Annotated in this window: 21 protein-coding genes; 11 read left to right on the top strand and 10 right to left on the bottom strand. The window is 41.0% G+C overall.

Annotated features, from left to right (window positions below; translation table 11 throughout):
- Positions 1 to 122: 122 nt before the first annotated feature.
- From BXO88_RS00505 to BXO88_RS00495, 3 genes are all read right to left on the bottom strand, one after another.
- Complete coding sequence (locus BXO88_RS00505) at positions 123 to 917, bottom strand: hypothetical protein (RefSeq protein ID WP_078035839.1); 795 nt, start codon at positions 915 to 917, stop codon at positions 123 to 125.
- A gap of 190 nt (positions 918 to 1,107) precedes the next feature.
- On the bottom strand, positions 1,108 to 3,696 hold the full coding sequence (gene clpB / locus BXO88_RS00500; RefSeq protein WP_078035838.1) for an ATP-dependent chaperone ClpB: 2,589 nt from the start codon (positions 3,694 to 3,696) through the stop codon (positions 1,108 to 1,110).
- A gap of 305 nt (positions 3,697 to 4,001) precedes the next feature.
- Positions 4,002 to 5,804 (bottom strand): phospho-sugar mutase, encoded by a 1,803-nt coding sequence (locus BXO88_RS00495; protein ID WP_078035837.1) that lies wholly within the window; start codon positions 5,802 to 5,804, stop codon positions 4,002 to 4,004.
- A gap of 427 nt (positions 5,805 to 6,231) precedes the next feature.
- On the opposite strand from BXO88_RS00495, the gene BXO88_RS00490 reads away from it, so the two are divergent.
- The 11 genes from BXO88_RS00490 (at position 6,232) to BXO88_RS00440 (ending at position 16,732) form a co-directional block, all read left to right on the top strand.
- Positions 6,232 to 6,873 (top strand): prepilin peptidase, encoded by a 642-nt coding sequence (locus tag BXO88_RS00490; RefSeq protein ID WP_078035836.1) that lies wholly within the window; start codon positions 6,232 to 6,234, stop codon positions 6,871 to 6,873.
- Positions 6,874 to 6,925: 52 nt separating this feature from the next.
- The gene (locus BXO88_RS00485; protein WP_078035835.1) at positions 6,926 to 8,008 is read left to right on the top strand and encodes a hypothetical protein; all 1,083 of its coding nucleotides are present in this window, start codon (positions 6,926 to 6,928) and stop codon (positions 8,006 to 8,008) included.
- A gap of 2 nt (positions 8,009 to 8,010) precedes the next feature.
- Positions 8,011 to 9,186, top strand: coding sequence for a CpaF family protein (locus BXO88_RS00480; RefSeq protein WP_078035994.1), 1,176 nt, complete (start codon positions 8,011 to 8,013; stop codon positions 9,184 to 9,186).
- Entirely contained in the window at positions 9,119 to 9,910 is a 792-nt protein-coding gene (locus tag BXO88_RS00475; protein WP_078035834.1) for a type II secretion system F family protein, read from the top strand. The genes BXO88_RS00480 and BXO88_RS00475 overlap by 68 nt, the downstream gene beginning before the upstream one ends.
- A gap of 23 nt (positions 9,911 to 9,933) precedes the next feature.
- The gene (locus tag BXO88_RS00470) at positions 9,934 to 11,328 is read left to right on the top strand and encodes a hypothetical protein (protein WP_078035833.1); all 1,395 of its coding nucleotides are present in this window, start codon (positions 9,934 to 9,936) and stop codon (positions 11,326 to 11,328) included.
- 119 nt (positions 11,329 to 11,447) lie between these two features.
- Positions 11,448 to 11,765 (top strand): Flp1 family type IVb pilin, encoded by a 318-nt coding sequence (locus BXO88_RS17015; protein WP_330395032.1) that lies wholly within the window; start codon positions 11,448 to 11,450, stop codon positions 11,763 to 11,765.
- Complete coding sequence (locus BXO88_RS00460) at positions 11,765 to 13,798, top strand: DUF5702 domain-containing protein (protein ID WP_139355462.1); 2,034 nt, start codon at positions 11,765 to 11,767, stop codon at positions 13,796 to 13,798. The genes BXO88_RS17015 and BXO88_RS00460 overlap by 1 nt, the downstream gene beginning before the upstream one ends.
- Before the next feature lie 167 nt (positions 13,799 to 13,965).
- Positions 13,966 to 14,712, top strand: a complete 747-nt coding sequence (locus BXO88_RS00455) for a hypothetical protein (protein ID WP_078035831.1) — start codon at positions 13,966 to 13,968, stop codon at positions 14,710 to 14,712.
- A 23-nt stretch (positions 14,713 to 14,735) separates the two neighbouring features.
- On the top strand, positions 14,736 to 15,236 hold the full coding sequence (locus BXO88_RS17205; protein WP_078035830.1) for a prepilin peptidase: 501 nt from the start codon (positions 14,736 to 14,738) through the stop codon (positions 15,234 to 15,236).
- Complete coding sequence (locus BXO88_RS00445; protein ID WP_078035829.1) at positions 15,233 to 15,457, top strand: hypothetical protein; 225 nt, start codon at positions 15,233 to 15,235, stop codon at positions 15,455 to 15,457. Before BXO88_RS17205 ends, BXO88_RS00445 begins: the two co-directional genes overlap by 4 nt.
- A gap of 12 nt (positions 15,458 to 15,469) precedes the next feature.
- Positions 15,470 to 16,732: a DUF6382 domain-containing protein gene (locus BXO88_RS00440; protein WP_078035828.1), complete on the top strand. Its 1,263-nt coding sequence runs from the start codon at positions 15,470 to 15,472 to the stop codon at positions 16,730 to 16,732.
- A gap of 92 nt (positions 16,733 to 16,824) precedes the next feature.
- On the opposite strand, the gene BXO88_RS00435 is transcribed toward BXO88_RS00440, so the two are convergent.
- The 7 genes from BXO88_RS00435 to BXO88_RS00405 all read right to left on the bottom strand — a co-directional run bounded on the left by BXO88_RS00435 (position 16,825) and on the right by BXO88_RS00405 (position 24,478).
- Positions 16,825 to 17,391 (bottom strand): hypothetical protein, encoded by a 567-nt coding sequence (locus BXO88_RS00435; protein WP_078035827.1) that lies wholly within the window; start codon positions 17,389 to 17,391, stop codon positions 16,825 to 16,827.
- A 275-nt stretch (positions 17,392 to 17,666) separates the two neighbouring features.
- Entirely contained in the window at positions 17,667 to 18,416 is a 750-nt protein-coding gene (locus BXO88_RS00430; RefSeq protein WP_078035826.1) for a phosphotransferase, read from the bottom strand.
- A 142-nt stretch (positions 18,417 to 18,558) separates the two neighbouring features.
- Positions 18,559 to 20,517 carry a 1,4-alpha-glucan branching protein GlgB gene (gene glgB, locus BXO88_RS00425; protein ID WP_242945124.1) on the bottom strand — a complete coding sequence of 653 codons (1,959 nt, stop codon included), beginning with the start codon at positions 20,515 to 20,517 and terminating at the stop codon, positions 18,559 to 18,561.
- Between the two features lie 218 nt (positions 20,518 to 20,735).
- Positions 20,736 to 22,061 carry an alpha-amylase family glycosyl hydrolase gene (locus BXO88_RS00420; protein ID WP_078035824.1) on the bottom strand — a complete coding sequence of 442 codons (1,326 nt, stop codon included), beginning with the start codon at positions 22,059 to 22,061 and terminating at the stop codon, positions 20,736 to 20,738.
- A gap of 13 nt (positions 22,062 to 22,074) precedes the next feature.
- Entirely contained in the window at positions 22,075 to 23,241 is a 1,167-nt protein-coding gene (locus tag BXO88_RS00415) for a pyridoxal phosphate-dependent aminotransferase (protein ID WP_078035823.1), read from the bottom strand.
- Positions 23,238 to 23,720 (bottom strand): Lrp/AsnC family transcriptional regulator, encoded by a 483-nt coding sequence (locus BXO88_RS00410; RefSeq protein WP_078035822.1) that lies wholly within the window; start codon positions 23,718 to 23,720, stop codon positions 23,238 to 23,240. Before BXO88_RS00410 ends, BXO88_RS00415 begins: the two co-directional genes overlap by 4 nt.
- Positions 23,717 to 24,478 (bottom strand): hypothetical protein, encoded by a 762-nt coding sequence (locus BXO88_RS00405; RefSeq protein ID WP_078035821.1) that lies wholly within the window; start codon positions 24,476 to 24,478, stop codon positions 23,717 to 23,719. The genes BXO88_RS00410 and BXO88_RS00405 overlap by 4 nt, the downstream gene beginning before the upstream one ends.
- Positions 24,479 to 24,628: the final 150 nt, after the last annotated feature.

The raw sequence follows: 24,628 nt of genomic DNA, 5'->3' as shown, positions 1-24,628 counted from the left end.
ATCTCCAGATGCCTTCTCGGCATTTGGAGATTATACTAACACATTTTTTTAGGTTTTACTATACACTACATATAGCCTAAATGACTTGGCTATGAAGTTACGGCTACAATATAGGCTCAAGCTCAAGCTACAGGAGTTGAATATGTGCTTACATTACCTGCACCTGTAGATGGCAGTGTACCGCTATAATTGACCACAGTATTTCCTGTTGAAGCAGCTGTCGATGTGGCTGTTGAAGTTCCCGGAACCGAAGCGGTACCGTTTGAGCCTGTACTGCCTGATGACGCAACAGAAACAGCTGTCACGTCAGGAGCCTGGGCATTTGTCACTATATGCCCGTCCTTTGCAACATAGCTTGAATCCTGAGTGGAAACCTTTCCACCTGAAATCTTTGCAGAAACACTGTTACCCGGTCCTACATATGTACCATCAGAAAGACCTGTGGAATTGTACTGTGTCTGGTCTCCGGTCGAGATCATCGGGAGCTCTGCGTTGCTGAGTCCACTTGCCCTGCTTCCTGATGAGACTCCGTTTATGACGGTAACCGTATTTGTATTCATATTTACATTAGCCGCTGCAGTGTTTGCCGCCATCTGCTCCTGTGAAATAACACTGCCTGTACTTCCGCCCCGGGCAGCCTTCGCTGCATCCACAGCCGCGTTTGCTGCCGCTATGGCCGCATTGACGTCATAGGATGCGGTTGTGTTCTCCTGTGTCAATGCCAGTGTCGGTGCTGCTGTACCATCCGGTGCAGGCTGACCTGCATACACAGTTGTCTGTTCACCGGTTACGGTATTGGTCCATACTGCGACCGGTCCGTAAAGGGTGTACTGCCAGTCCGCCATAGCCGGAGCACCGGCCAGTGTTGACAGGGTCATCGCTGTTATCATGACTTTTATCATCTTATTTAATTTCATATTTTTCTCCCGGAATACAATATGATGAACAGCACCTAAGGGCTGCTTCAATCAAAAAGATATGATGATGCACATATAAAGCTCTTATGATGTGCACCATCTTAAATCTTTTTGAGTATATCACAGAATAGTAAAAGAAATGCTTAAATTTAGATGACAGGATACTGAAATTACTACTCCTCTTATATCCTTAATGTCTGATTTCAACACTGAGTTTTCCCAATCTCTGATCGATGACCATGGTGTCACCCTCCTGAACCTTATCTTCAAGTATGCATCTTGCTACCATTGTCTCTACGTTCTTCTGAATGAAACGACGAAGTGGTCTTGCACCGAACTGAGGTTCATATCCGTAATCTGCGATATATTCCTTGGCACCGGATGTAAGCTCTATGGAAAGCTGACGGTCCGAAAGACGCTTATTGATATCGCTTATCATGAGATCTGTGATGTTTCCGATGTTGTCCTTGCTAAGAGGCTTAAACATTATGATCTCATCCAGACGATTTAAAAACTCAGGCCGGAAGGATTTAAAGAGTTCATCATGAACATTTTTCCTTGCTGCCTCTGTGATGTTTCCGTTTCCATCGATCCCTTCCAGAAGATACTGGGCGCCCAGGTTACTGGTCAGTATGATTATGGTGTTCTTGAAGTCCACTGTCTTACCTTGACTGTCTGTGATACGTCCGTCATCCAGTACCTGAAGCAGTATGTTGAACACATCCGGATGTGCCTTCTCTATTTCATCAAAAAGCACAACAGAGTATGGCTTACGTCTCACAGCCTCTGTAAGCTGACCGCCTTCCTCATATCCAACATATCCCGGAGCCGCACCGATAAGTCTCGATACGGAATACTTTTCCATGTATTCCGACATATCTATACGTACCATAGCATTTTCATCATCAAAAAGATTCTGAGCCAGAGCCTTGGCAAGCTCGGTCTTTCCTACACCGGTAGGTCCCATAAACAGGAATGAGCCTATAGGTCTTCCCGGATCCTTTATGCCTGCCTTTGAACGTTGGATCGCTTCCACTACCTTCTCCACAGCCTCGTCCTGACCTATGAGTCTCTTGTGAATCTCGAGATCCAGATGGAGTACCTTGCTTCTCTCCGATTCATTGAGCTTGGAAACAGGTATGCCTGTCCAGCGGCTTACTATCTTCCCTATCTCCTCTTCAGTTACAGTCTCCTGAAGGAGTGACTTGTCCTCACCGTGAACACTGTTTTCAACTTCTGAAAGCTTTCTCTCTATTTCCGGAAGATCCTGATACTGAAGCTTTGAAGCCTTATCATAATCAGCCATCTGCATGGCCTTTTCTATATCCTTACGGACGCGGTCTCTCTGTTCACGGAGCTTCTGAAGATTTTCAGCGGAATTCTTTTCATTGTCCCACTGAGCCTTCTTGGCATCAAACTCAGATTGAAGCTCTGCAAGCTCCTTCTCTATCTCCTGAAGACGATCTTTTGAAAGCTTATCATCCTCTTTCTTGAGAGAGATCTGCTCCATCCTTAACTGTGTAAGTCTGCTCTGAATCTCTGACATTTCCTCCGGCATGGATTCCATCTGGGTCTTCACCATGGAGCAGGCCTCATCCACAAGGTCTATGGCCTTGTCCGGAAGAAATCTGTCGGAGATATATCTGTCGGATAATGTTGCCGCCGCCACAAGAGCATTGTCCGTAATGGTGACTCCATGATACTGCTCATAGCTCTCTTTGATACCTCTCAAAATATAAATGGTATCCTCCACATCCGGCTCATCGATCTGTACAGGCTGGAAACGTCTCTCGAGGGCCGCATCCTTTTCTATATATTTGTGGTATTCATCAAGAGTCGTGGCACCGATACAGTGAAGCTCTCCTCTGGCAAGCATAGGCTTAAGTATATTGCCTGCATCCATGGCCCCGTCTGTTCTTCCCGCTCCCACTATGGTATGGAGCTCATCTATGAACATCAGTATCTGTCCTTCTGATTTCTTTACTTCATCAAGAACAGCCTTGAGTCTCTCCTCAAATTCACCTCTGTATTTTGCGCCTGCCACAAGGGAACCCATATTAAGTGCAAATATTTTTTTATCCTTGAGACTTTCAGGAACCTCTCCCTTTGCTATCCTCTGGGCAAGACCTTCAACTACAGCTGTTTTACCAACACCGGGCTCACCTATAAGAACAGGATTATTCTTAGTCTTTCGACTAAGTATACGTATGATGTTACGTATCTCATCATCCCGACCGATGATAGGATCAAGCTTCTGCTCCCTGGCACCCTGCACCATCTCATATCCGTACTTATTAAGGGTATCGTAAACGTCCTCCGGGTTATCTGAAACCACTCTCTGATTACCACGTACCTCAGAAAGTGCCTTTAAGAATCCATCCTTTGTTATGTTGTATTCCTTAAAAAGACGTTTTACTGCCGGATCTGCTTCCTTCATTATGGAAAGGAAAATATGTTCTACGGAAACATACTCATCTCCCATGGATTTTGCATGATCCTCAGCTCTAGTCAAGGCAAGGTTTGCAGCCTGTGACATGTACATCTGACCCGTTCCTGTGACCTTCGGAAGCTTGGAGATCTCAGCCTCCAGACTATCCCTGAACTCATCAACAGGAACTCCCATTTTCTTTAAAAGCTGAGCGATAAGACTCTCATCTATGGTGATAAGACTAAACAAGAGATGTATCTGCTCAACATACTGATTCCCGTACTCTGTGATTATATCCTGACACTTGTTTATAGCTTCTATTGATTTCTTGGTAAATTTATTGATATTCATAAACTGATTCCTCCTGAAAAACATACAGAGAAAACATCCGGATATATCTTTCTCTGTTAATAATGATTATAGCTCAGTTGTTAGCACTTTCAAGTGGTGAGTGCTAATTTTATTTTGTTTTTATTTTTACCATCCAAAGACAAGCACCTTATTAAAATAATCATCCCTATATTTGTATATTTTTCTACAAAAAAATCCGGTGAATCTTCCGATTCAGAAATCGAAAAATTCACCGGATCAAATATTATAATGTGCGCGTCAAAAAATGATATCGAATCTCTTCGGTATTCGCACTGTCATTATTCTCACTTCATTCTTTCCTGAAGCTCTGAAGCTATCTTCTCTTCAACGGCTTCTGCCGCTTCACGACTCTCCGCACTGATGGAGATATACGCCTTAAGCTTAGGCTCCGTTCCTGAAGGACGGATCACAACGGAGCAGTGGTCACTCAAAAGATACTTCAGTACATCAGACTTGGGAAGTCCGTCCAGGCCCGGCTTGTAATCCAAAAGCTTTTCTATAGCCTTGTCGCCAAAGCATTCCAATGCTTCTGCCTGATGCTGTCCCGGCTTATCCTCAGGTACTGCTGCACCCTGAAGCTTTGCCGCGTAGGAATCCATGCGGAACTGCTGCATTATCCTCTGCATCTTCTCAAATCCTGCAGAACCCTCAAACTGATAGCTGTGAAGAGTATTTAAGCAGTATCCATACTCCCTGTAGAGCTCTGAGAGCTTCTCCAGAAGACTTATACCCCTGGTCTTATAGTACGAGAACATCTCGCAGATAAGGAAGGCTCCGTCAACAGCATCCTTGTCTCTCACATATCCACCACTTAAATAACCGTAGCTTTCTTCAAAACCGAATATGTAATCCTTTTCCCTTCCCTCACTTTCAAGTCTTCCTATATGTTCACCTATGAACTTGAAGCCTGTAAGTACATTGACGGTCTTTATTCCATAATGTTCGGCGATACGCTCTGCCATGTCCATGGTAACTATGGTCTTTACCATAACAGGATGCTCCGGCATGCTGCCATTCTTCTGTCGCTTGGATGCAATATAGTCGAGGAGCAGTATACCTGTCTCATTTCCGCTTAAAAGACGGTACTCTCCGTTTTCATCCTTAACAGCGATTCCAACTCTGTCGCAGTCCGGATCGGTTGCAAGTAAAAGATCTGCATTTTCCTTCCTTGCATACTCCATACCAAGGGCCATAGCCTCTTTTATCTCGGGATTCGGATACGGGCATGTCGGGAAATTTCCGTCAGGAGCTTCCTGCTCCTTTACCACTGTAATGTTGGTGTATCCGCTCTCACTGAGAACTCTGGTCACCGGCTTTAATCCTGTACCATTAAGGGGTGAATAAACTATGGCGACATTTCTATCTATCTTCTCATCTTCAGAAAGTACTGACTGAGCCTTTACATTCTTTATGAAATCAGTGTAGATCTTTGGACCTATCCAGTATATCCTTCCCTTTCTTTCATCGCCGGCATCAGTGATGGCAACAGGCTCATCCGCTGTGCCCTCGATTCCGAATGGAAGATTTTTCACTCCACTGAATATATCTATCTTTTCGATTTCTGAAAGTATCTCTGCAGCAGCTACGGTTGTTATCTGGCATCCGTCATCTCCATATACCTTATAGCCGTTATACTTTGACGGATTGTGGCTGGCTGTCACCATGATACCTGCTGCACACTCAAGCTCCCTTGTAGCGAAGCTGAGACAAGGTGTAGGCATTATATCCTCATAGATATAAACATCTATTCCATTGGCAGCAAAGACTGTTGCCGCCGTTCTGGCAAAAATATCTGATTTGATACGACTGTCTCTGGAAACTGCAATACGGCGCTTCTCGACAGGATACTTTTTTACCACATAGTTAGCAAGTCCCTGGGAAGCTTTAGCAACAGTGTAAACATTCATACGATTGGTTCCCGCACCGATTACTCCCCTGAGTCCTCCTGTTCCAAACTCGAGATCTCTGTAGAAGGCATCTTCTATTTTTACTTCATCACCCTCCATAGACTCAAGCTCTTTCTCTATATCTTCATCAGAGCCCTTTGCAAACTCTATCCAACGCTTATACTCTTCAAAAAAATCCATATTGCTCTCCATCATTTATATCTAATGATTTTATCTTCATCCTCGACATATGAGTGTTTTTGGACCTAGATATTTTAGCATATCCCAAGAGTTTATCAATCAAGCGCTTATTAATAATTACGAAATATCAAGGCATTTGTATATAATCACCATAATCTTACATATGTTTTGTCAGCATTGACCAAGGACTATGGTTTTCTGTTTTTATAACTCACAGCCAAGGTTTACTCAGGTATCTGTGAACCGGCTTGAAATCCATGAATGTAAGCACTATCAGTCTTCTTGATTCCATGCACATCATAATTCTACTATTATGTTTTCATTTCACAGAACGTATAGTCTGATTTTAGACATGGTCGTTTTTTAGACTATATGAATCCTGATTAACAGCGCCTATACTGAACTCACAAATTCATACGGAGGCAACATGATAGCATCAAACCTGATTCTTCTGCAGTTTCTTTTCGGAGCTGCTCTCACAGATCTTTTTGATCGACGTATCCCAAATCTTTTGCTCGGTACTTATCTATCACTCGGAATTCTCTTCAATTTTCGATGTATCTCTATCGTGGAAGAAAACGGCACTTTGAACCTCTTCTATCCACTCTTCTTTCTCACTCAGTATCTTTTCATCGGATTTGTGCTCTCAGTTCTTACCGCTATGACTCATGCAGGGGCAGGTGATGCCAAACTATTGGCTCTCATTCTTTCATGGACAGGATTCTTCGAAGGCATTTACTTGCTTCTTCCCGGTCTCCTGCTTGCCCTTGCCTTTATCATGATCAGCAAAGCTGAAACAGGTTTATCAGCCAAAACATACCCCTTCTGTAATGATCTCACCCCCAAAAATAATTGCAGACGGGTCACAGTTCTTTATTCTATTGTTCCCCCCAATGTATCAGGAACTGTGCCTCACGATAGGGAAACGAACAATTTGTTTTGTTTGCTAATAAAACTATGGAGAACTCTTGGAGCCTACATTACCATTCCAGAATTCAATTCTCTTCCCCTGGCTGTTCCTGTTTTTCTCGGTGCAATTCCGGGACTGGTCACTAATTGTTTTCACTGAGTTCTGCAAAACCTAATGAAAACAATGAAACACTTTTTATAAGGAGATAACCATGCAGCACATACTTGCTTTTTTTGATGAAGATCAGATCTATAGCGATCGATTCAAAAAATTCGCTTCTGCTCATTCAAACTGTCCCTTTACTGTATACTCTTTTCACGACTACAAAGCCCTTGAGCACTTCTCTCAGGATCACCCCATAGAACTTCTTGTAGGCAGTGAAATAAAAGTTTCGGATCATGACCAAGGTGCACATACCCCCGGAGGCCCGGAATCCACAGAAGCATCTTTTGACAATCCCCTCTACCGGATCCCCGCCAGGTCACTCATCAGACTTTCAGAGTCTCCTCCAAAACCATACTCCGAATCAGCCACCCAAAGCTCCGTACACAGGAATCATGAAATATATAAATATCAATCCGGAGAAAGCATTTTACGGGAAATCCTATCCGTATACGGAAAAAGAGAAGAATCCCCAATAGAATATAACGGAGAACTAGCAAAGCTGTATCTTGTTTACAGTCCGATCGGACGTTCCGGAAAAACAACCTTCGCCAGAAGTCTTACAAAAGCACTAACAAAAGACTGTAATCCTCTTTACATAACACTGGAGGAGGTCTCTGATCTTGAAACTTTCCACGGTGATGCACTTTTTCACGACACTTTATCTGAAGCCTTCTATTTTTTCAAGGAAGGAAAGCTTACAAAATCCCGTTTTCAGGATCTCATCTGTCACTCAAAGGACTATGACCATCTGTTGCCGGTGAGAACACCTGAAGATCTTACAACTCTTGATTCCGGAGAATTGATTGATTTCATTCAGCATATCAGATCGGTTTCAGAAAAGGATGCCATCATACTAGATTCAGACAGTATTCTTAGCCGCATCGAAGGACTTCTTCCTTATGCCAGCAGGATATTTATGCCTATAACCGAAGATTCCTCATCCAATTTAAAGCTTGGACTTCTGGAATCACATCTTTCCAGATCCCAATCCCCCGAGGTACTTAATCATATAACCAAGCTCATTGTACCCGATACAGAAAAACTGCACCCTTCCATCGATATGCCTAATGCTTCAGATACTCTTATGGAATATACTTCCGCCGTTATAAAGAACTACATTTATTTTTGATCATGAACTCATTAAGTGAACTAAAAAAAGATTTAAAACATAAGATCGTTTCCGAACTGACAGACGGACAAAATCTGGATGATGAAGAACTCTACGGTAAAATAGATGAGATACTTTATCAGCGTAAGGATTTAAGTCTGAAAAATAAACTGTATCTTAGATCAGCGATTTTTAACAGCTTTCGACGTCTGGATGTTCTTTCAGAGCTGCTGGATGATCCCGAAATAACTGAGATAATGATAAATTCTCACCAGGAAATCTTTATAGAACGTTTCGGCCATCAGGAAAAGTGGAACCGAAGCTTTGAATCAAAGGATCAGCTCGAAGAGGTAATACAGACTATAGTCAGTAAGGTAAACCGTTCTGTAAATACCAGTAATCCTATTGTAGATGCCCGTCTGGAGGACGGTTCCAGAGTACATGTCGTACTTCCTCCTATTTCTCTCAAAGGTCCAACTCTTACCATCAGAAAATTCCCTGAACCTATAACTATGGAAAAACTCATCTCTTACAAGTCTCTCACTGAAGAAGCAGCTGATTTCGTGAAAAATCTCACCAGAGCAGGTTATAACATCTTCATATCGGGTGGAACCAACAGTGGCAAGACAACATTTTTAAATGCACTCAGCCAGTATATTCCCTCTGATGAACGTGTGATAACCATAGAAGATTCAGCAGAGCTTCAGATACAGAATGTCCAGAACCTTGTTTCCATGGAAACGAGGAATGCAAATTCAGAAGGTGAAGGTAGGATAAGTATGTCTGATCTCATAAAGGCATCTCTCAGAATGTCGCCTAACAGAATAATCGTCGGCGAGGTCAGAGGCGGAGAAGCTCTCGATATGCTTAACGCCATGAATACAGGACATGACGGATCCATCAGCACCGGTCATGCCAATTCCGCAAGAGACATGCTTAAACGTATGGAGGTCATGATACTTCAGGCAGCAGATCTCCCTCTTCCAGCTATTAGAAATATGATTGCATCAGCCATAGAAATAGTCATTCATCTGGGAAAAACCAAGGATCATAAACGTCGAGTCCTAGAAATATCGGAGGTCACAGGAATTGAAAACGGTGAAATCATCCTCAATCAGCTCTATAAATACGATGGCAAAAAGCTTCAAAAACTTTCATCCCTTTCGAAAAACCAGAAACTCCTTAACAGATTACAGTAAATACGCTTTCACCGTTTCTGAGTTTTTCCGTAATGTTCTATTCGCTTCAACAGGCGATCTTTTAATCAGCTATACCTTTTACCGCAGTAAGCTTCTGTTTTTTGTCCTGCTGCCTCTATGCTTCATTTATCCCTTTTTTATCCGAAACAGTCTCATAGAAAAACGCAGGAGAGATCTGCTAAACCAATTCAAAGAATCTCTTTCCATACTCTCATCCTTTTTAAGTGCCGGTTACTCCACGGAAAATGCATTTCGTGCCGCTATACCGGAACTAAAGACAATGTTCAGTGAAAGGGCCATGATAGTTGCTGAATTCTCCGCTATAGTCAATGGTTTAAATCTAAACAAGCCTCTGGAAGAAATGCTTTCGGATTTTGCCTTCCGTTCCGGTCTTGATGATATCAGCAATTTCGCCGATACCTTTAATATCGCCAAAAGAAATGGAGGGAATCTGGTTCATATACTGACTCACACCTCCGGGATCATCAGAGATAAGGTTCAGATAATTGAAGATATAAAAACATTAAACGCATCAAAGATATATGAGCAGCGGATGATGAACATTATCCCATTTATCATAATCATTTACATGAATATAACTTCTCCGGATTTCTTTGTATCTCTATATACTACCTTTCTGGGAAGGGTAACTATGACTATATGTCTTTTCATATATTTTCTTTCCATTTTTCTCGCAAATCGCATCATGAGCATAGAAGTATAATATAAGCATTCTCATATAAATACATGAAAAACCATCTAAAATACTCGTCTCTACTTCAAAAATCACAAAACTATCTGACATCAAAATTCAAAAACATACCGCAAAAAGTCCTTAAGGAACAGATACTCTGCATAGCGGTATCTCTCATCCTGAGTGCTATAGTCTTTTTTTCATCACTGAACTCCAGCATCATTACTAACGGAAATCTCATTAAACGAAGCAGCTACGGCAGCAGCAACAGGACCTTCTCTCTGGAAGTGTCCGGTCTTTCATCTGACAAGGACATACCTTTAGACATAACTGTAAGTCCAAGACGTTACACAAAAGAGGAAGCTGATAAAGTTTTTTCTTATATAGTCGAAAACATCGAGGGTTTCATAGTAAAAGGCGATCAAAGCCTTGCATCAGTTAACCATGATTTAAATCTGATCACGAAACTTAAGGAATATGGTGTGGAACTGTCCTGGGATTTCTACCCGGAAACCGAGGATCCTTCAGATTACAGAAAATACCGGCACCTGATAGAAGATGACGGAAAGGTGAATAATGATGATATCCCGGAAGGTACGGTTGTAACAGGTTACCTTTCTCTGGTCATGAGCACCTACATTGTTCCCGAAACTGATAGTGCGGATGATAAGGATCAAAAGGATTACATAAAGGTAAAATATCATTCTGAACCCTATAAGATCTATGTCAATGTCATACCAAAGTCTTTTAGCGATTATGAACTTCTGCTTAAAGCACTCAATAAAAAAATAAATGAAGCAAATATATCCGGTCTTGAAAATGAGTCTCTCATTCTTCCTACAGAACTCGATGGTTTAAAACTCAGTTATCATGAAGCCCAGGATAATACTTATCTGATTTTCCCGTTTCTCGGAATCATCGCAGCCGCAGCTCTTTATCTACGACAGGGATCCATGACAAAGGAAGAAAAAAAGAAAAGGGATGCAATGCTGCTTCTTGATTACTCCGACCTTGTATCAAAGCTCATTGTATATACCGGAGCAGGTCTGACAATTAAAAACTCATTTATCACTATATCCGAAAACTACGACAAACTGATCAAGCGTAAGCTTCGTCCCGACCGTCCTCTATATCATGAATTAAGGATACTTTGCTACCAGTTTCAAAGAAATATGCCTGAATCCGAGGTGTATATAGATTTGGGAAGAAGAATCAATCTCAAATCATATACAAAGCTTGTCAGTCTCATAGAGCAAAACAGAAGAACCGGCACAAAGAATCTGAGAGCAATGTTGGAGCTTGAAATGAACGATGCCTTCGAGCAACGTAAGACCACAGCAAAGCGTCTCGGAGAAGAAGCAGGTACAAAGCTTTTACTCCCTCTGTTTCTTTTACTTTCCATAGTAATGGTGATAATCATCGTCCCTGCTCTTACAGCAATACAATAGTTCTCTAATTACATAGAGTTTTCCTATAGAAATTTTCAAAACGCTGTTGGATCTCAAAATTAATATTGAGATTTAAATATATTTTTAACTGAGGCAAAACCTCAAAAGGAGAATTAAACATGAACACAACTACTACTGCAGCCATTTTAACCATGCCGGGTTTACCCTCAAGACCTGATAATGATCTCGAGGAACAGATCAATAAGGTCTATGAGAAATGCCGTTATGGACTCTTTTACTATGGTATGAAATTCAAAAATGCTGTAAAAAACCATATTCACTATCTTTTTCATGGCGAATCCGGAATCGGTACAATCGAAATGGTACTCATTCTGGTAGTACTCATTGCCCTTGTCATCGTCTTCAAGGGAAGGATAAATGCTCTCTTAACAGACATCTTTGATCAGATAGACAGCTCTGCCCAGAGCGTATATTGATGTTCCGTAGAGATACCCAATGCTCTGTAACTATTTTCATGGCTTTGAGCTTTACCATGATCGCCGCACTACTGCTTACCATAGTTGAATCCTGCAGAACCGCAGGTGAAAGATACTTTTGGCAGGTAGCTTCCGACGCATCCATGGAATCTCTTTTTTCTCAATATCATCGTACACTATGGGAAAATTACAGAGTCCTGGGACTCCAATACAGAACGGATGGTGATCTCATAGAAGAATTCTATAACTTCACCGAACCCTACAGGACAGCCCATAATCTATTTCCGGGAAGTCTCAAGGAAGAAAACATCATTCTCTCAGAACAGCTTCATTTAACAGAGGATACCTGTTTTGAAGAAGAGGTCCTTGAATATATGAAATACGGGCTCATAGATTCTCTTATACACTTCGCAGGATCTGAATATATCGAAGCGGATATTTCCGAAGAAATGCAAAACATCTTCAAAAGGACAAGCGAAACAAAAGAAATAAGCGAACTGCAAAAAAAATATTCTCTGAATTCCGATGACCTTAAACAGGTTGAAAATGCTATTTTCAATGTTGACGCCGCTGCAAAAAACGCTACCGCCTGTCATCATGACTGCCGGTCTTATCTTGACGCAGAAAGCCCCTACAGTTTTTACAGCCATAAGGATCAATTCACAGCTTCTCTTGATTCTATCGATTCATATGTCCGGGAATTCAGCTCTGCAGCAGATAACCTTGCCTTAAAGGTACAGGAATTGAGGAATGATTTTGAATCCAGAAAGGCCACTCTTTCCGCAGAGGGCATTGCCGCAATAGAAGCTGAAATATCAGAATATGAAAATTATGTTTCAGGAAATGGCTCTGTCAGAGCAGAAATAGAAGCGATCCCTTCACAAACTATGCATCTTCGCAATGAAGCGGATCGTGTAGAAAACAATGTTATAGAATTTGAAGAATGGCTGGAAGAAGCTATGGAGTCTTGTGAGGATGAGGATGACGAAGACGATGAGGATTATGACTTTTCTTCTGAAATCACCGAATTTTACAATAGTGCCGCTCATGATTGGAGTAGTTTTCCACTCATAAGTTACCATGGAAATGTTTCGCAGATAAACAACAAAAACAAGCAGCTTCTCGACCAAATCAGCAGATTTGCGGAAGCTGATCTTCTCTCCATGGTACTTCCCAAAAATCAGGAGATTCCCTCAAAATCAAAAACAAATGTGAGTAATCCACATTTTATGACTGATTCCACATTGAATCCTGTGGAAATAGCCATCATGGGAGAATATGCCATAAAATATTTCAACTATTATCATCAGGGTATTCCCAAAAAAGATACTATGCCTCCAAGCGGAAACACCAATCTGGAAATAGAGTATCTTATAGGCGGAGAAGAAAGTGACTATGAAAATCTTTCTGAATTTGTCGCCAAGCTTGTAACCCTGCGAGAAGGTCTTAACCTTATCTACCTCTATACCGATACAGCAAAACGTAACGAAGCACGGGCATTTGTGACCTCTTTTCTTTGTGTAACAGCTAATCCTGCCCTTATTTCGGTCTTTACCTTTTTTGTATTGGGAATCTGGGCTCTGGCACAATCAATAAAAGACGTTAAAACCCTTCTTTCCAACGGAAAGGTACCTGTTTTTCACGATTCTGAAAGCTGGTCCATGGATATAGGCGGTCTTCTGGATTTTGGAAGCAGCCGTTCTATTGAGGCTGACTCTGACAGTAAAAAGGGATTATCCTATAGAGATTATCTCAGAACATTTCTTCTCGGTCAGGGATTACTCGACCAGACCATCATTAATAAAAGGATGCTCAGCAGAATAGAAAAAAACATACAGGTTATAGGGAAGGATCCAGAAACCTCATTTTCTATAGATGAATGCCTCTATGCCCTAAGGATAGATATTCAGGCAGACACGCAGCATGTAATGTACGATACCGGGATCATTCCTCTTGTATACGGTTCAAATCCCGAAAAAAAGTATTCTTTTAACTTATCCACCTACTATAAATACAAAAACGATACTCATTAATGAAAACCGACATGAAGAAGAACTTTATTGATTTTATTTTGCCAACGTTCACACACTCCAGGTACGAACAATCGCAATCAGAATACAAAACCTTATTTTTTAAAAAATTAAATAATCTGCTTCTTTCCTCATGTCGTTCTTCATACACAGTGGAGGCTTCACTTGCTTTGACACTTGTCATATTTGCCAGTGTGATCTTCATTACTCCTATGTTGATCCTGAACCACCAGCGCAACGCAAGTATCATTCTTGAAGATAATGCACGTATGGTGGCTCAGGAAAAATACATAGAATACTACAAGACCAAGGATGGCACCATAAAGCTGGATACAGATATTATGAACGGGATGGAAACCACTATTTCCGCTCTTTCTCTTTCATCACAGATTGAACAGCCCGGCATGAAGAACATCGATATGCTGAGTGAATCAGAGGTCACAGACAAAAAAATCAAATACGTTGCCAATTATGAAGCCATCTTACCCTTTTCCGTCTTTGGATTAAACGGTCTCTCCCAGCAGATCGTCGCCAGCAGACGGGCATGGATAGGTGAAAAAGGCAATCGCTGGATGGAGGATAACGGTAATTCTGACGATAACGCGGATGAAACCGTTTTTGTAAGCACCAAAGACAGTGACGTATATCATAGCACCATGAGCTGTACTTACATAACGCACGACATCAAAATGACCTCCGGCGCAGCTATCCTTAATCTTCGAACCAAATTCGGAGGACGCTTCTCTCCTTGCGCTTCCTGCAGACCTAATACAAGACTTTCTACGGTCTATTACACAAGTGGAGCAAGAAGTTATCACAGCACTCCTACATGTAAAACACTATCCAGCTATATCCAGCCGATGAAAAAATCTGAAGCTGTAGCAGCAGGAAAACACGCCTGTGTACGATGTAGCTGATTTTGTAAAGGATATGAATTCAAATGTACATTTCTTTTTCCATAACTTATTTTTATCTCTTGATATTTCTGTCATATTTTTTTCTTTCAAGTATCTATGATCTAAAGAACAAAAGCGTTCCTAATCTTCTGCATATTTTGTTCATTCTAGTGGGATTCCCCGTTTTTATATACTTCAACTTCCTGTCAGAAACCGTTTTAAGACCTGATCTGGTCATATGCTCCCTGGTACGATTTATCCCAGGGATCGTCCTTTCACTGATAAGCATAGTCTCCAGAGGCGGTTTGGGAATAGGTGACGCTGTATTCATAACTGTTTCCGCATTATTTATTCCTTTAAACTATATTCTTATCCTCATCATCAGTGGTTTTATGACAGCATTTATCGCAAGCATCATCATTCTGATTTATGGGAAGCTGAAAGGAAAACATTTATATACCATTTCCCTTCCATTTATCCCTTTTATGCTGCCCGGACTTTATTTCATTCTAAGAAATATGGAATTCACAGGAGAATTTTTATGAACACTCTTGAAGCCGCATATATTTTCAGCATTTCCCTTTTGGTCATCGCAACTTTGATCAACGGTGCCATACATCTTCAATCCAGGATCAATGCCTACACGAGATCAGCATTGGAATCCGAAATCAACAGTCATGAAGCCGATGGAGAAAAGATATTTAAACCGGAAAATTTCATACGGGAGATCAGCCTATTTGAACAGGATGTGGATCCCGCAGAATAAGGAGAACCAATTATGAATATAACAGAAAACAACATAAGCTATGAATATTCTTTAAGACACAGCTATATGCATATTAAAAATGTATCTTTGCCGAAGGACAGCTATGAATCAAAGCTCTTAAAAGAAACCTCTATTCCCGGTACATTAAAGATGAACTACAGCATTTCGGCAGAAGATCATACACTTAGCTATGTCATCTCGGGCCTCGAATCCATGGAAAAACACCTTGAATCCCATCCTTTGACCCATTCAGCCATCTCCATTTTCATGGAAAGTCTGAATAAGCTGCTCTCTACCCTCGAGGAATATATGATCTCCGAAAACTCAGTATTTCTATCGCCTTCATCTGTTTTTTTCTGTCCTGAAAACGATGAATGGATCTTTACGCTTATCCCCTCATTTGAAAACATATTCCGAACTACCCTGTCAGATTTTCTTTCCTATCTGCTTAAGCATATTGATTATACTGATGACAGAGCCATTATCATGGCCTATTCATTATTTCAGGAAAGCGGAAAGGAGTTCTATCAGCTCACGGATCTGCTTCGTATAGTAAGAACAAATATGGCCAAAGAACAAATGTCTAAGATCAACTGTTCTTCGTCGGAATTCGATTCATCTACTGATAAGACAGCAGAAACCCGGACTATGGTATCTGATGATGGAATCTTCAGACCCATAGATGCAGGCATAGTTCTTGATCCCAGGTATAAAAATGATAGTAAGAGTGATTTTACTTCTATAAAAAGAAACGATAAAGCTATTAACGAGCTTCCTCTTTCATATTCATCCTCCCCTTCTGCTAATGACTCAACATCACATAGAGATATTCCTGAACTCCACCACTCACCTAAAACAGTCTATTCAGCTGACGAAATTGCATTTAACTCGGACTATGGAAATGAGGATTACCCCGAAGATGATCTTGTGCCGGGGGTGGAAATTAAGGATCTTTCCGAAGAAGAACATCCAAAGATTTTCGGTCTCTTCTCATTTCCGGGAAAAACAAAGAAATGTGAAAAAGTATCAGAAGCGGCTATGATTCATCAACCAACTATTGAAGAATCACTTAGTGAAAAAAATAGATCCAACTCCTTAAAGGGAAAAATACTTTTCACGATACTGTTGATGATACTTATCCCATCTCTTGTATGGTTCCTGAAAGGCGGACTTATATTCAAAAAAGCATTCCCTCTTATTATGGCTTTGGAAATAGGTCTTTGCATGATGATCGCTCTTGATCTGATAATGAATAAGCTTCCTGAAGACGCATGATCGAATAAAACGTACCCTGAAATATTATCGAAAAAAAGTCTCCCAAGGCAGAATATCTAACCCCGGGAGACTACTATTTTATATTATTACGCTTAAACTTCCTTCTCATAAGTAAAGGAAATGAGACCGATATGTGACTCGATGGCAAAATTTCCTGGAAGATAATCACCAAGCTTTGTGCGATACTCTGTGCTGAGGGCCTTCGTAGAATAAACTGTACCTGATACAGCAGAAATCATATCACAGTAATCCATCTTATCAGGAAGAATATAGTAAAGCTTATCAGTATCTGAGTAATCGATCTTTGTACGCTTTGAATTGAAACCGGCACTTCCGAATCCATCTACAGAAATAAATGGAGTGAATACGATACTTCTTTCAGCAGGCTTGTTATCAAGAGCATAAACACTGAAGAACTGCTCCTCAGCCTCACCCATGCTTCCGGCAAACTGCGCACGGATCCACTTAGTCTCACCAATGATCTCACGATTCATGAACTGCTCCTGAGTTACGTTAGGAGTTGAAGTGTCTTTCATATCCTTGATCCACTCATTTCGGATATACTTCATATTTTTAATAAGATAGTTCTGATATATAACAGGAAACTCTTCTTTACTGATTACAAGAGCGACTCTTTCCTCGCTATACCATCTCTTCATATATTCACCTCACAAAATAAAAACTATCAGTGCTCACAAAAGCTTCGGTCTTAAGCTTTTATATTTTAAATATAAAAAAGTATTTTGAAAAGCACTTTGCATCAATTAATCATAGTATAACACATTATAATACTGTTTAACGATAATAAATATGTACTAATTAACGATTATAGGATATTTTTTCTTATAATAATCAGATTCTTCATATGATAAAATCGCTGTCAGATTAATGACAGCGATTTTATCATATCTTTTTTTCAATTGTCAAACCCATATCACATCAGATCTGCAACATTGAGCCATTTTTCGAGGATTTCTTTTTCCTCAGGTCTTTTCTTTGTAAGGTTGGCAGCAGCTATGATAGGCAGCCACTTATGAACATAACTCTTATCAGTGTTGGTCTTTGAACAGAAATCAGCATAATACTTCTCAGCAGCGTTCTGATCATATAAATACAAAGTCGTATAGGTTCTAGCCACATCCGCACTGGCATTACCCTGTGCCGCATGTACCCAGTCGATGAGATACATGGTTCCGTCATCCTTAACGATAATGTTGGAGGGTCTGAAGTCACCATGCACAAGTTTAAAGTGCTTAGGCATAGACTCCAGTCTCGTCAGAAGTTCATATCTTGTGCTGGAATCAATAGTGTTTAATCCGTTTATCTGATATGTGATCTTATCCTTAAGCTTCTGAAGCAACGGTGCTTTTTTCGTAAATACCGTCATCTGAAGATCTACAAGCTTTCCGATATACTCATCCAGCTTCTCAGGATTTTCGTCCATGAGCTGCTTTAATGTCTTTCCTTCAACATACTCTTTCTCGATCACCCATTGTCCGTCCTCGACGAATACACCCAAAATCTTAGGAACATTTATACCTTCGATGTTCTCTACCCTTGTATTTATGAATGCTTCATGGAATACTTCTGCCTTATCAAAGTCCTTTGCAAATATTTTTAAGATTCTGTCGCCGTCACGATATACGCTTTTTGAAGAGCTCTGTGATAATAATTCTCTAGCCATATTCTATCTCCTTTACCAAGTAAAACATCCTTCTTACTTATATGCCAATTTTACTACAGCAAAAAATAAAAGGAAACAGAAAATTGTTAAATAAATAACGAAATTTCCGTTTCCTTTTTGTTTATTGTTAATAGTTTAACATTTATTTATGGTAATCAAATCTGAATACCGCACATCCGTATGCAGGAAGTGGATAACTTATACGATAAGGCTGTCCGTCACATTCTTGTTTCTCAGAGTGCACTACATTCTTTGACTGCTTTGAATCAACATTTCCATCTTCGTTAAGTATCAAAGTATATCTTCCGTTTACTGGAACTCCTACGACATAGTCACTTCTCTCCATCGGTGTCATATTGACTATAAAAAGAAGGCTGTTCTTTCCGGTACTGTCCTTACGTACAAAGCTAAATACAGATCTGTCAGCATCATCAGCATTTATCCATTCAAAACCATCCCAGCTGTCATCCAGAGCCCACATAGCAGGATACTTCTTATAAATATGAAGAAGATCTCTAACAAAATTTTGCATATTCTTATGCCATGGTTCTTCTGTCAGATACCAGTCCAGTGCTACTGCCTCATTCCACTCATGCAGCTGTGCGAAATCCTGCCCCATAAAAAGAAGCTTCTTTCCGGCGTGACCGAACATGAAAAGATAACCACACTTAAGATTTCTGAACTTATCTTCATATAATCCCGGCATCTTGTTTATCATGGAGCATTTAAGATGAACAACTTCATCATGTGACAGAACCAGTATGAATTTCTCTGCAGTAGCATAACTCATACCAAAGGTCATCATATTGTGAGCACCTTTACGAAACAGTGGATCCTGCTTCATATATCCTAGAAAATCATGCATCCAGCCCATATTCCACTTATAGGTAAATCCAAGTCCTTCATCTTCCGGAGATGCAGTTACCTTGGGCCAGGCAGTTGACTCTTCGGCTATAATCATGGTGCCGTCTTTTCTGCCGCGTATAACAGAATTTAAGTGCTTAAAGAACTCTATGGCATCCAGATTTCCGTTTCCACCATATTTGTTCGGTATCCACTGCCCGTTTTCACGTCCATAATCCAAGTAGAGCATAGAAGCTACCGCATCCACTCTCAATCCATCAATATGGTACTCATCATACCAATAGAGTGCATTACCGATAAGGAAATTCTTAACCTCATTCTTACTGTAATCAAAAATCTTTGTTCCCCAATCCGGGTGCTCTCCCATACGTGGATCTGCATACTCATATGTGGCAGTACCATCAAAATCCGCCAGTCCCTGAGCATCCTTCGGGAAATGTGCCGGCACCCAGTCAAGGATAACACCTATGCCATTCTTATGCAGATAGTCCACCATATACATAAATTCCTTAGGCGTACCATATCTGCTGGTAGGGGCATAATATCCTGTTACCTGATATCCCCAGCTTGCATCAAGCGGATGCTCTGCTATTCCCATAAGCTCCACATGCGTGTACCCCATGTCTTTGCAATACTCTGCAAGCTCCTCCGCTGCTTCAACATAGGTATAGAAACCATTCTTCTCTTCTCTATCCTTCTTTTTCCATGAACCTATATGACATTCATAAATGGAGATAGGCTGTGCAAATGTCGGAGTCTTCGCTCTCTTACTGAGCCAGTCTGCATCTCCCCATTTATAGTTTGATACGTCTGCAGTTTTAGATGCTGTTCCCGGACGAAATTCAGCTGAAAAGCCATAGGGATCAGCTTTATAAAGTACCTCTCCTCTTTGGGTGTGTATGGCGAACTTGTATAGCTCATCATATCCCATATCCTCTATGAAACCTTCATATATGCCACTGTTCTCAAGCGGAAGCATATAGTTTGCAGTTACATTCCAGTTATTTCTGTCGCAAACTATGGACACTGCCTTTGCATGAGGCGCCCAAACAGCAAAATGCATGCCCTTCTTTCCGAACAAAGTGCCCGGATGTGCACCCATCTTTTCATATATTTTATAATTTCTTCCCTGTCCGAACAGATAACGATCCAACTCTGTTATGAAAACAGGATCCAATTCAACATTACATTTTCTTTTTTCATTTGAGACCTCAGCTGTCTCAATCTGTTCTACCACTCTGAGTGTATTTTTCCCGGCTGTGGTTTTTTTTGCAGCACTTTTCGTTACTGTTTTTTCTCTGGTCAGTTTTCTGCTTGCTGAAGACCTTGTTGCCATGATTCCCCTCCATACGCTCATAAATCGCTAATCAGTCTCATTATACAACAAACCGACCGGCTTTTGCCGATCGGTCTGAAAAATAAATCTCGTATTAGTTCAAAAAATGGAATTAATATTCACTTCACCTTTATGATCTTTCCTGAATTAGGCTTCAGGGTAATCATGATGCGGTTATCCTGCTCTATCCGGATCTCCTCTTCAGTTAACAGGTCAAAGGCGACATTTCCCTTAACAGGAAGAGTAACATAGAACACTGCCGGCTCCTCATCATTATTCAGAGCCGTAATCACTGCACTGTTTGTATCGAGACGAGCATACGCCCACTGCTTACACTGAAGATACAGCTCCTTATACTGTCCCATATGCAACTCAGAATTTTTTCCATGTATCTCGGCAAGCTTTGCTATAAAGGAAGTCAGCTTATTCGGCTTCATCTCATCTATATTGATGGATGGTCTAAGGGGACTGTCATCCCAGCCGTCTCTTTTCTTTCCCTCAAGTCCGAATTCTCCTCCATAATAAATGGAAGGCTTTCCGGGCAATGTGAAGAGTGCCATATAGCAAGATCTGAGATTATCTTTATTCTCCAGCTTTGATGCTATTCTATCAACATCATGATTCTCCAGGAAAAGATAGAGATCTCTGGCTATATTCATGTTTCTGTTCAGATTGTGGGCTATCTCAAAAAAGTTGTGACTGTTGAAACCGCTGTATATGGACTTATGCAGTTCATAATTGGTAACAGAGTGCAGAGTCTCGGCATTGACCCATCTCGGATACTCCCCGTGAATGACCTCTCCCATTATCCAGAATTCCGGCTTCATCTGAGTTGTGAAGTATCTGAGAGACTTTTGGAAATTAATATCCAGCACATCTGCACAATCAAGACGAAGACCGTCTATATCAAAGGTATCTACCCAATACTGAACCACTTCAATGAGATACTTTCTCATGTATTCATTGTTGAAATTCAATTCCGGCAGCTCCCAGGCATTTCTCCAGGCAGAATAAGAAAAACTGTCTCCCAAAGGAGATCTCTGAGAAAAATCAATGCCCTTGTACCAGTCTTTGTATGGACTGTCCCACAATTTCTCCTGGATATCCCTGAATGCAAAAAAGCCTCTTCCTGTGTGATTGAATACCGTATCCACGACTACATGGATTCCATAGTTATGGGCTGTATCCACAAATTTTCTGAAGTCCTCATTGGAACCTATCCTTCTATCCACCATCTTATAATCAATGGTGTCATAACCGTGACTTCCGGACTCAAATATGGGTCCTATATAGATAGCGTCACATCCGAGGACCTTTAAATAAGGTATGAAGGCTGTCAGCTCATGAAAGTGCTGTCTTACTTCTCCTCCGTCATTTTCCTTATCAGCTCCTACCATGCCAAGGGGATACATGTGATAAAAAATTGCACTATCGTACCATGCCATAGCTTCCTCCGCTTTATTTTGTTTTAAGCCGGCTTACAAAACGCTCTATTCCGTCCAGAGCCTTCTTCAGATCCTGAATAGAATATGCATAAGAAATACGCATAAACCCTTCTCCACAATCTCCAAAAGCAGTACCCGGAACGATGGCTACCTTTTCCTCCTCAAGAAGTTTTGTGGCGAACTCTTCAGAGCTCATACCAAAATTCTTTACGGATGGGAATACATAAAACGCTCCATAAGGTTCAAAGCACTCCATCCCCATATCCCTAAGTCTGGTCACCAGATACCTGCGGCGTTCATTGTAGGATTCTCTCATCTTGGCGATATCTTCGTCTCCGTTTTTCAATGCTTCAGCCGCTGCATACTGGGAGGTTGTAGGTGCACACATTATAGCGAACTGATGCAGTTTCAGGATCTGCTTCATTATAAGCTGTGGACCGCAACAGTATCCAAGTCTCCATCCTGTCATGGCATAGGCTTTGGAGAAACCGTTTATGTATACGGTTCTTTCTCGCATACCAGGAAACTCTATGATACTCGAAGATTTACCCTTGTAGCTTAACTCACTGTATATCTCATCAGTGATAACATAGATATCCTTCTCTTCGATGATGGAAACGATCTTTTCAAGATCCTCCCTCTCCATTATGGCACCTGTAGGATTGTTTGGAAACGGAAGAACGAGAAGCTTTGTTTTTTCTGTTATCTTTTCAGACAGCTTCTCAGGTGTGAGTCTGAACTCATCCTTCTCTTCCAGCTCTATAGGAACCGGAACACCTCCCGCCATTATGGCACAAGGAACGTAAGATACATAGCTTGGCTGAGGAATAAGTACCTCATCACCGGGATCAAGCATTACCCTCATGGCAAGATCTATAGCCTCTGAACCACCTACTGTAACCACAACTTCCGTCAAAGGATTGTAATCAACATCATAGTTCCTCTTTATATAATTGGTGATCTCCTGTCTTAACTCCTTAAGACCTGAATTGGATGTATAGAAGGTTCTTCCTCTTTCCAGAGAATGTATACCCTCTTCTCTTATATGCCACGGAGTATCAAAATCAGGCTCACCTACACCAAGGGAAATAGCATCCTTCATATCTGCAACTATATCAAAGAACTTACGAATTCCACTTGGCTGTATTCCTGTGATCTTACTGTTTAAAGGATTTCTCATGGTGATACCTTCATTCTCTCATCAACTCTCGGCTGCTCAATGACAGTGCCGTGATCCTTATACTTCTTAAGTACGAAATGTGTTGCAGTTGAAAGTACAGAATCCATAGGAGAAAGCTTGCTGGAAACGAAAGATGCTACCTCCTTCATAGTCTTTCCGCTGATAAGAACGGTAAAATCAAAAGAGCCGGACATAAGATATACTGCATCCACCTCATCATACTGATAAATGCGCTGTGCTATGGAATCAAATCCAAGTCCTCGCTGTGGAGTAACCTTTACCTCGATAAGAGCATCAACTCTTTCATCATTTGTTTTGTCCCAGTTAATAAGTGTATGATAACCGCAAATTATGTGTTCCTTTTCCAGAGCTTCAATCTCAGCAGCTACCTTTACCTCATCCTCTCCAAGGATACTGGCTATATCCTTAACGGTAAGACGAGAATTCTTTTCTATTATAGTCAATATTTTCTCTCTCATTTTTTCTCCTCACTTTCTCCCATGAGTATTTTATCCAACTCCTCATAAGATTCCTTTGTCAAATAGGCAATTTCCGCCCCATCTACACGTATTCTCTTTTTTTCAGCTGTAAATCTTCCAAAAACAGAAGCTTTAACAGGTTCAGTGGTACGCAGATGTTCGCTGTCAAAGCCTGCTCTCTTTCCATTTAAAAGGCCTTCATCGGCAATACTTTTGGAATGCTCGATCTGAAGCTTTACAAAATCTTCACAGAATTGAGTCCCTTTATCCATAGCCATGATCCAACAATTCTCAGACCACAGCCTAAATGGCGATAAATCAAATATCTCGCAAATTTCAGTTGTGAACTGGCTTACAGGGATACGATCATATCTGAATTCACAGCCAACTCCATTTCCCTTTTTCTTTCCTGTTTCAGGGTCCAATGCCTCTGACTCACAAAAATCCCACAGAGCCTTCAGAACTCCCCCCTTCTCAACAGGACATACCTTTGTAACTCCGTATTTACTTTTATAGCCCGGAATCAGACTTTCCACAGGATCATCTAGCTGTCCCGCTCGTGCCTCTCTCGCTGCATTATACCACTGTTCTATAGCCTCATCCTGTTCAGAAAGTTTACTGATCTCTTCAGCAAGATAACTATTTGAGAATCTGCCACTGATCTTATCGGAAAAACCCTCCAAAAGCCTTCTGACAGCGTAGGTTCCTGCTTCACCGACCATAACCAGATCCTGACCGGGAGTAATTTTATATTTCATATTAAATATCCAATCTGCTGTTATGTTTAATGAGAAATCCCAAAACAAATATTACTGCTGTTATAAAAAAAGCGGCTGTCCTCAATGGACTGCCGCTTCGTTTTACTCTGTCTTCTTCAAACAATATAAGGAAGAACCATAGTCAGCACC

This window comes from Oribacterium sp. C9 (genome assembly GCF_002007235.1).
GTDB lineage: Bacteria > Bacillota > Clostridia > Lachnospirales > Lachnospiraceae > Oribacterium.
This window is presented reverse-complemented; position numbering and strand designations above follow the sequence as displayed.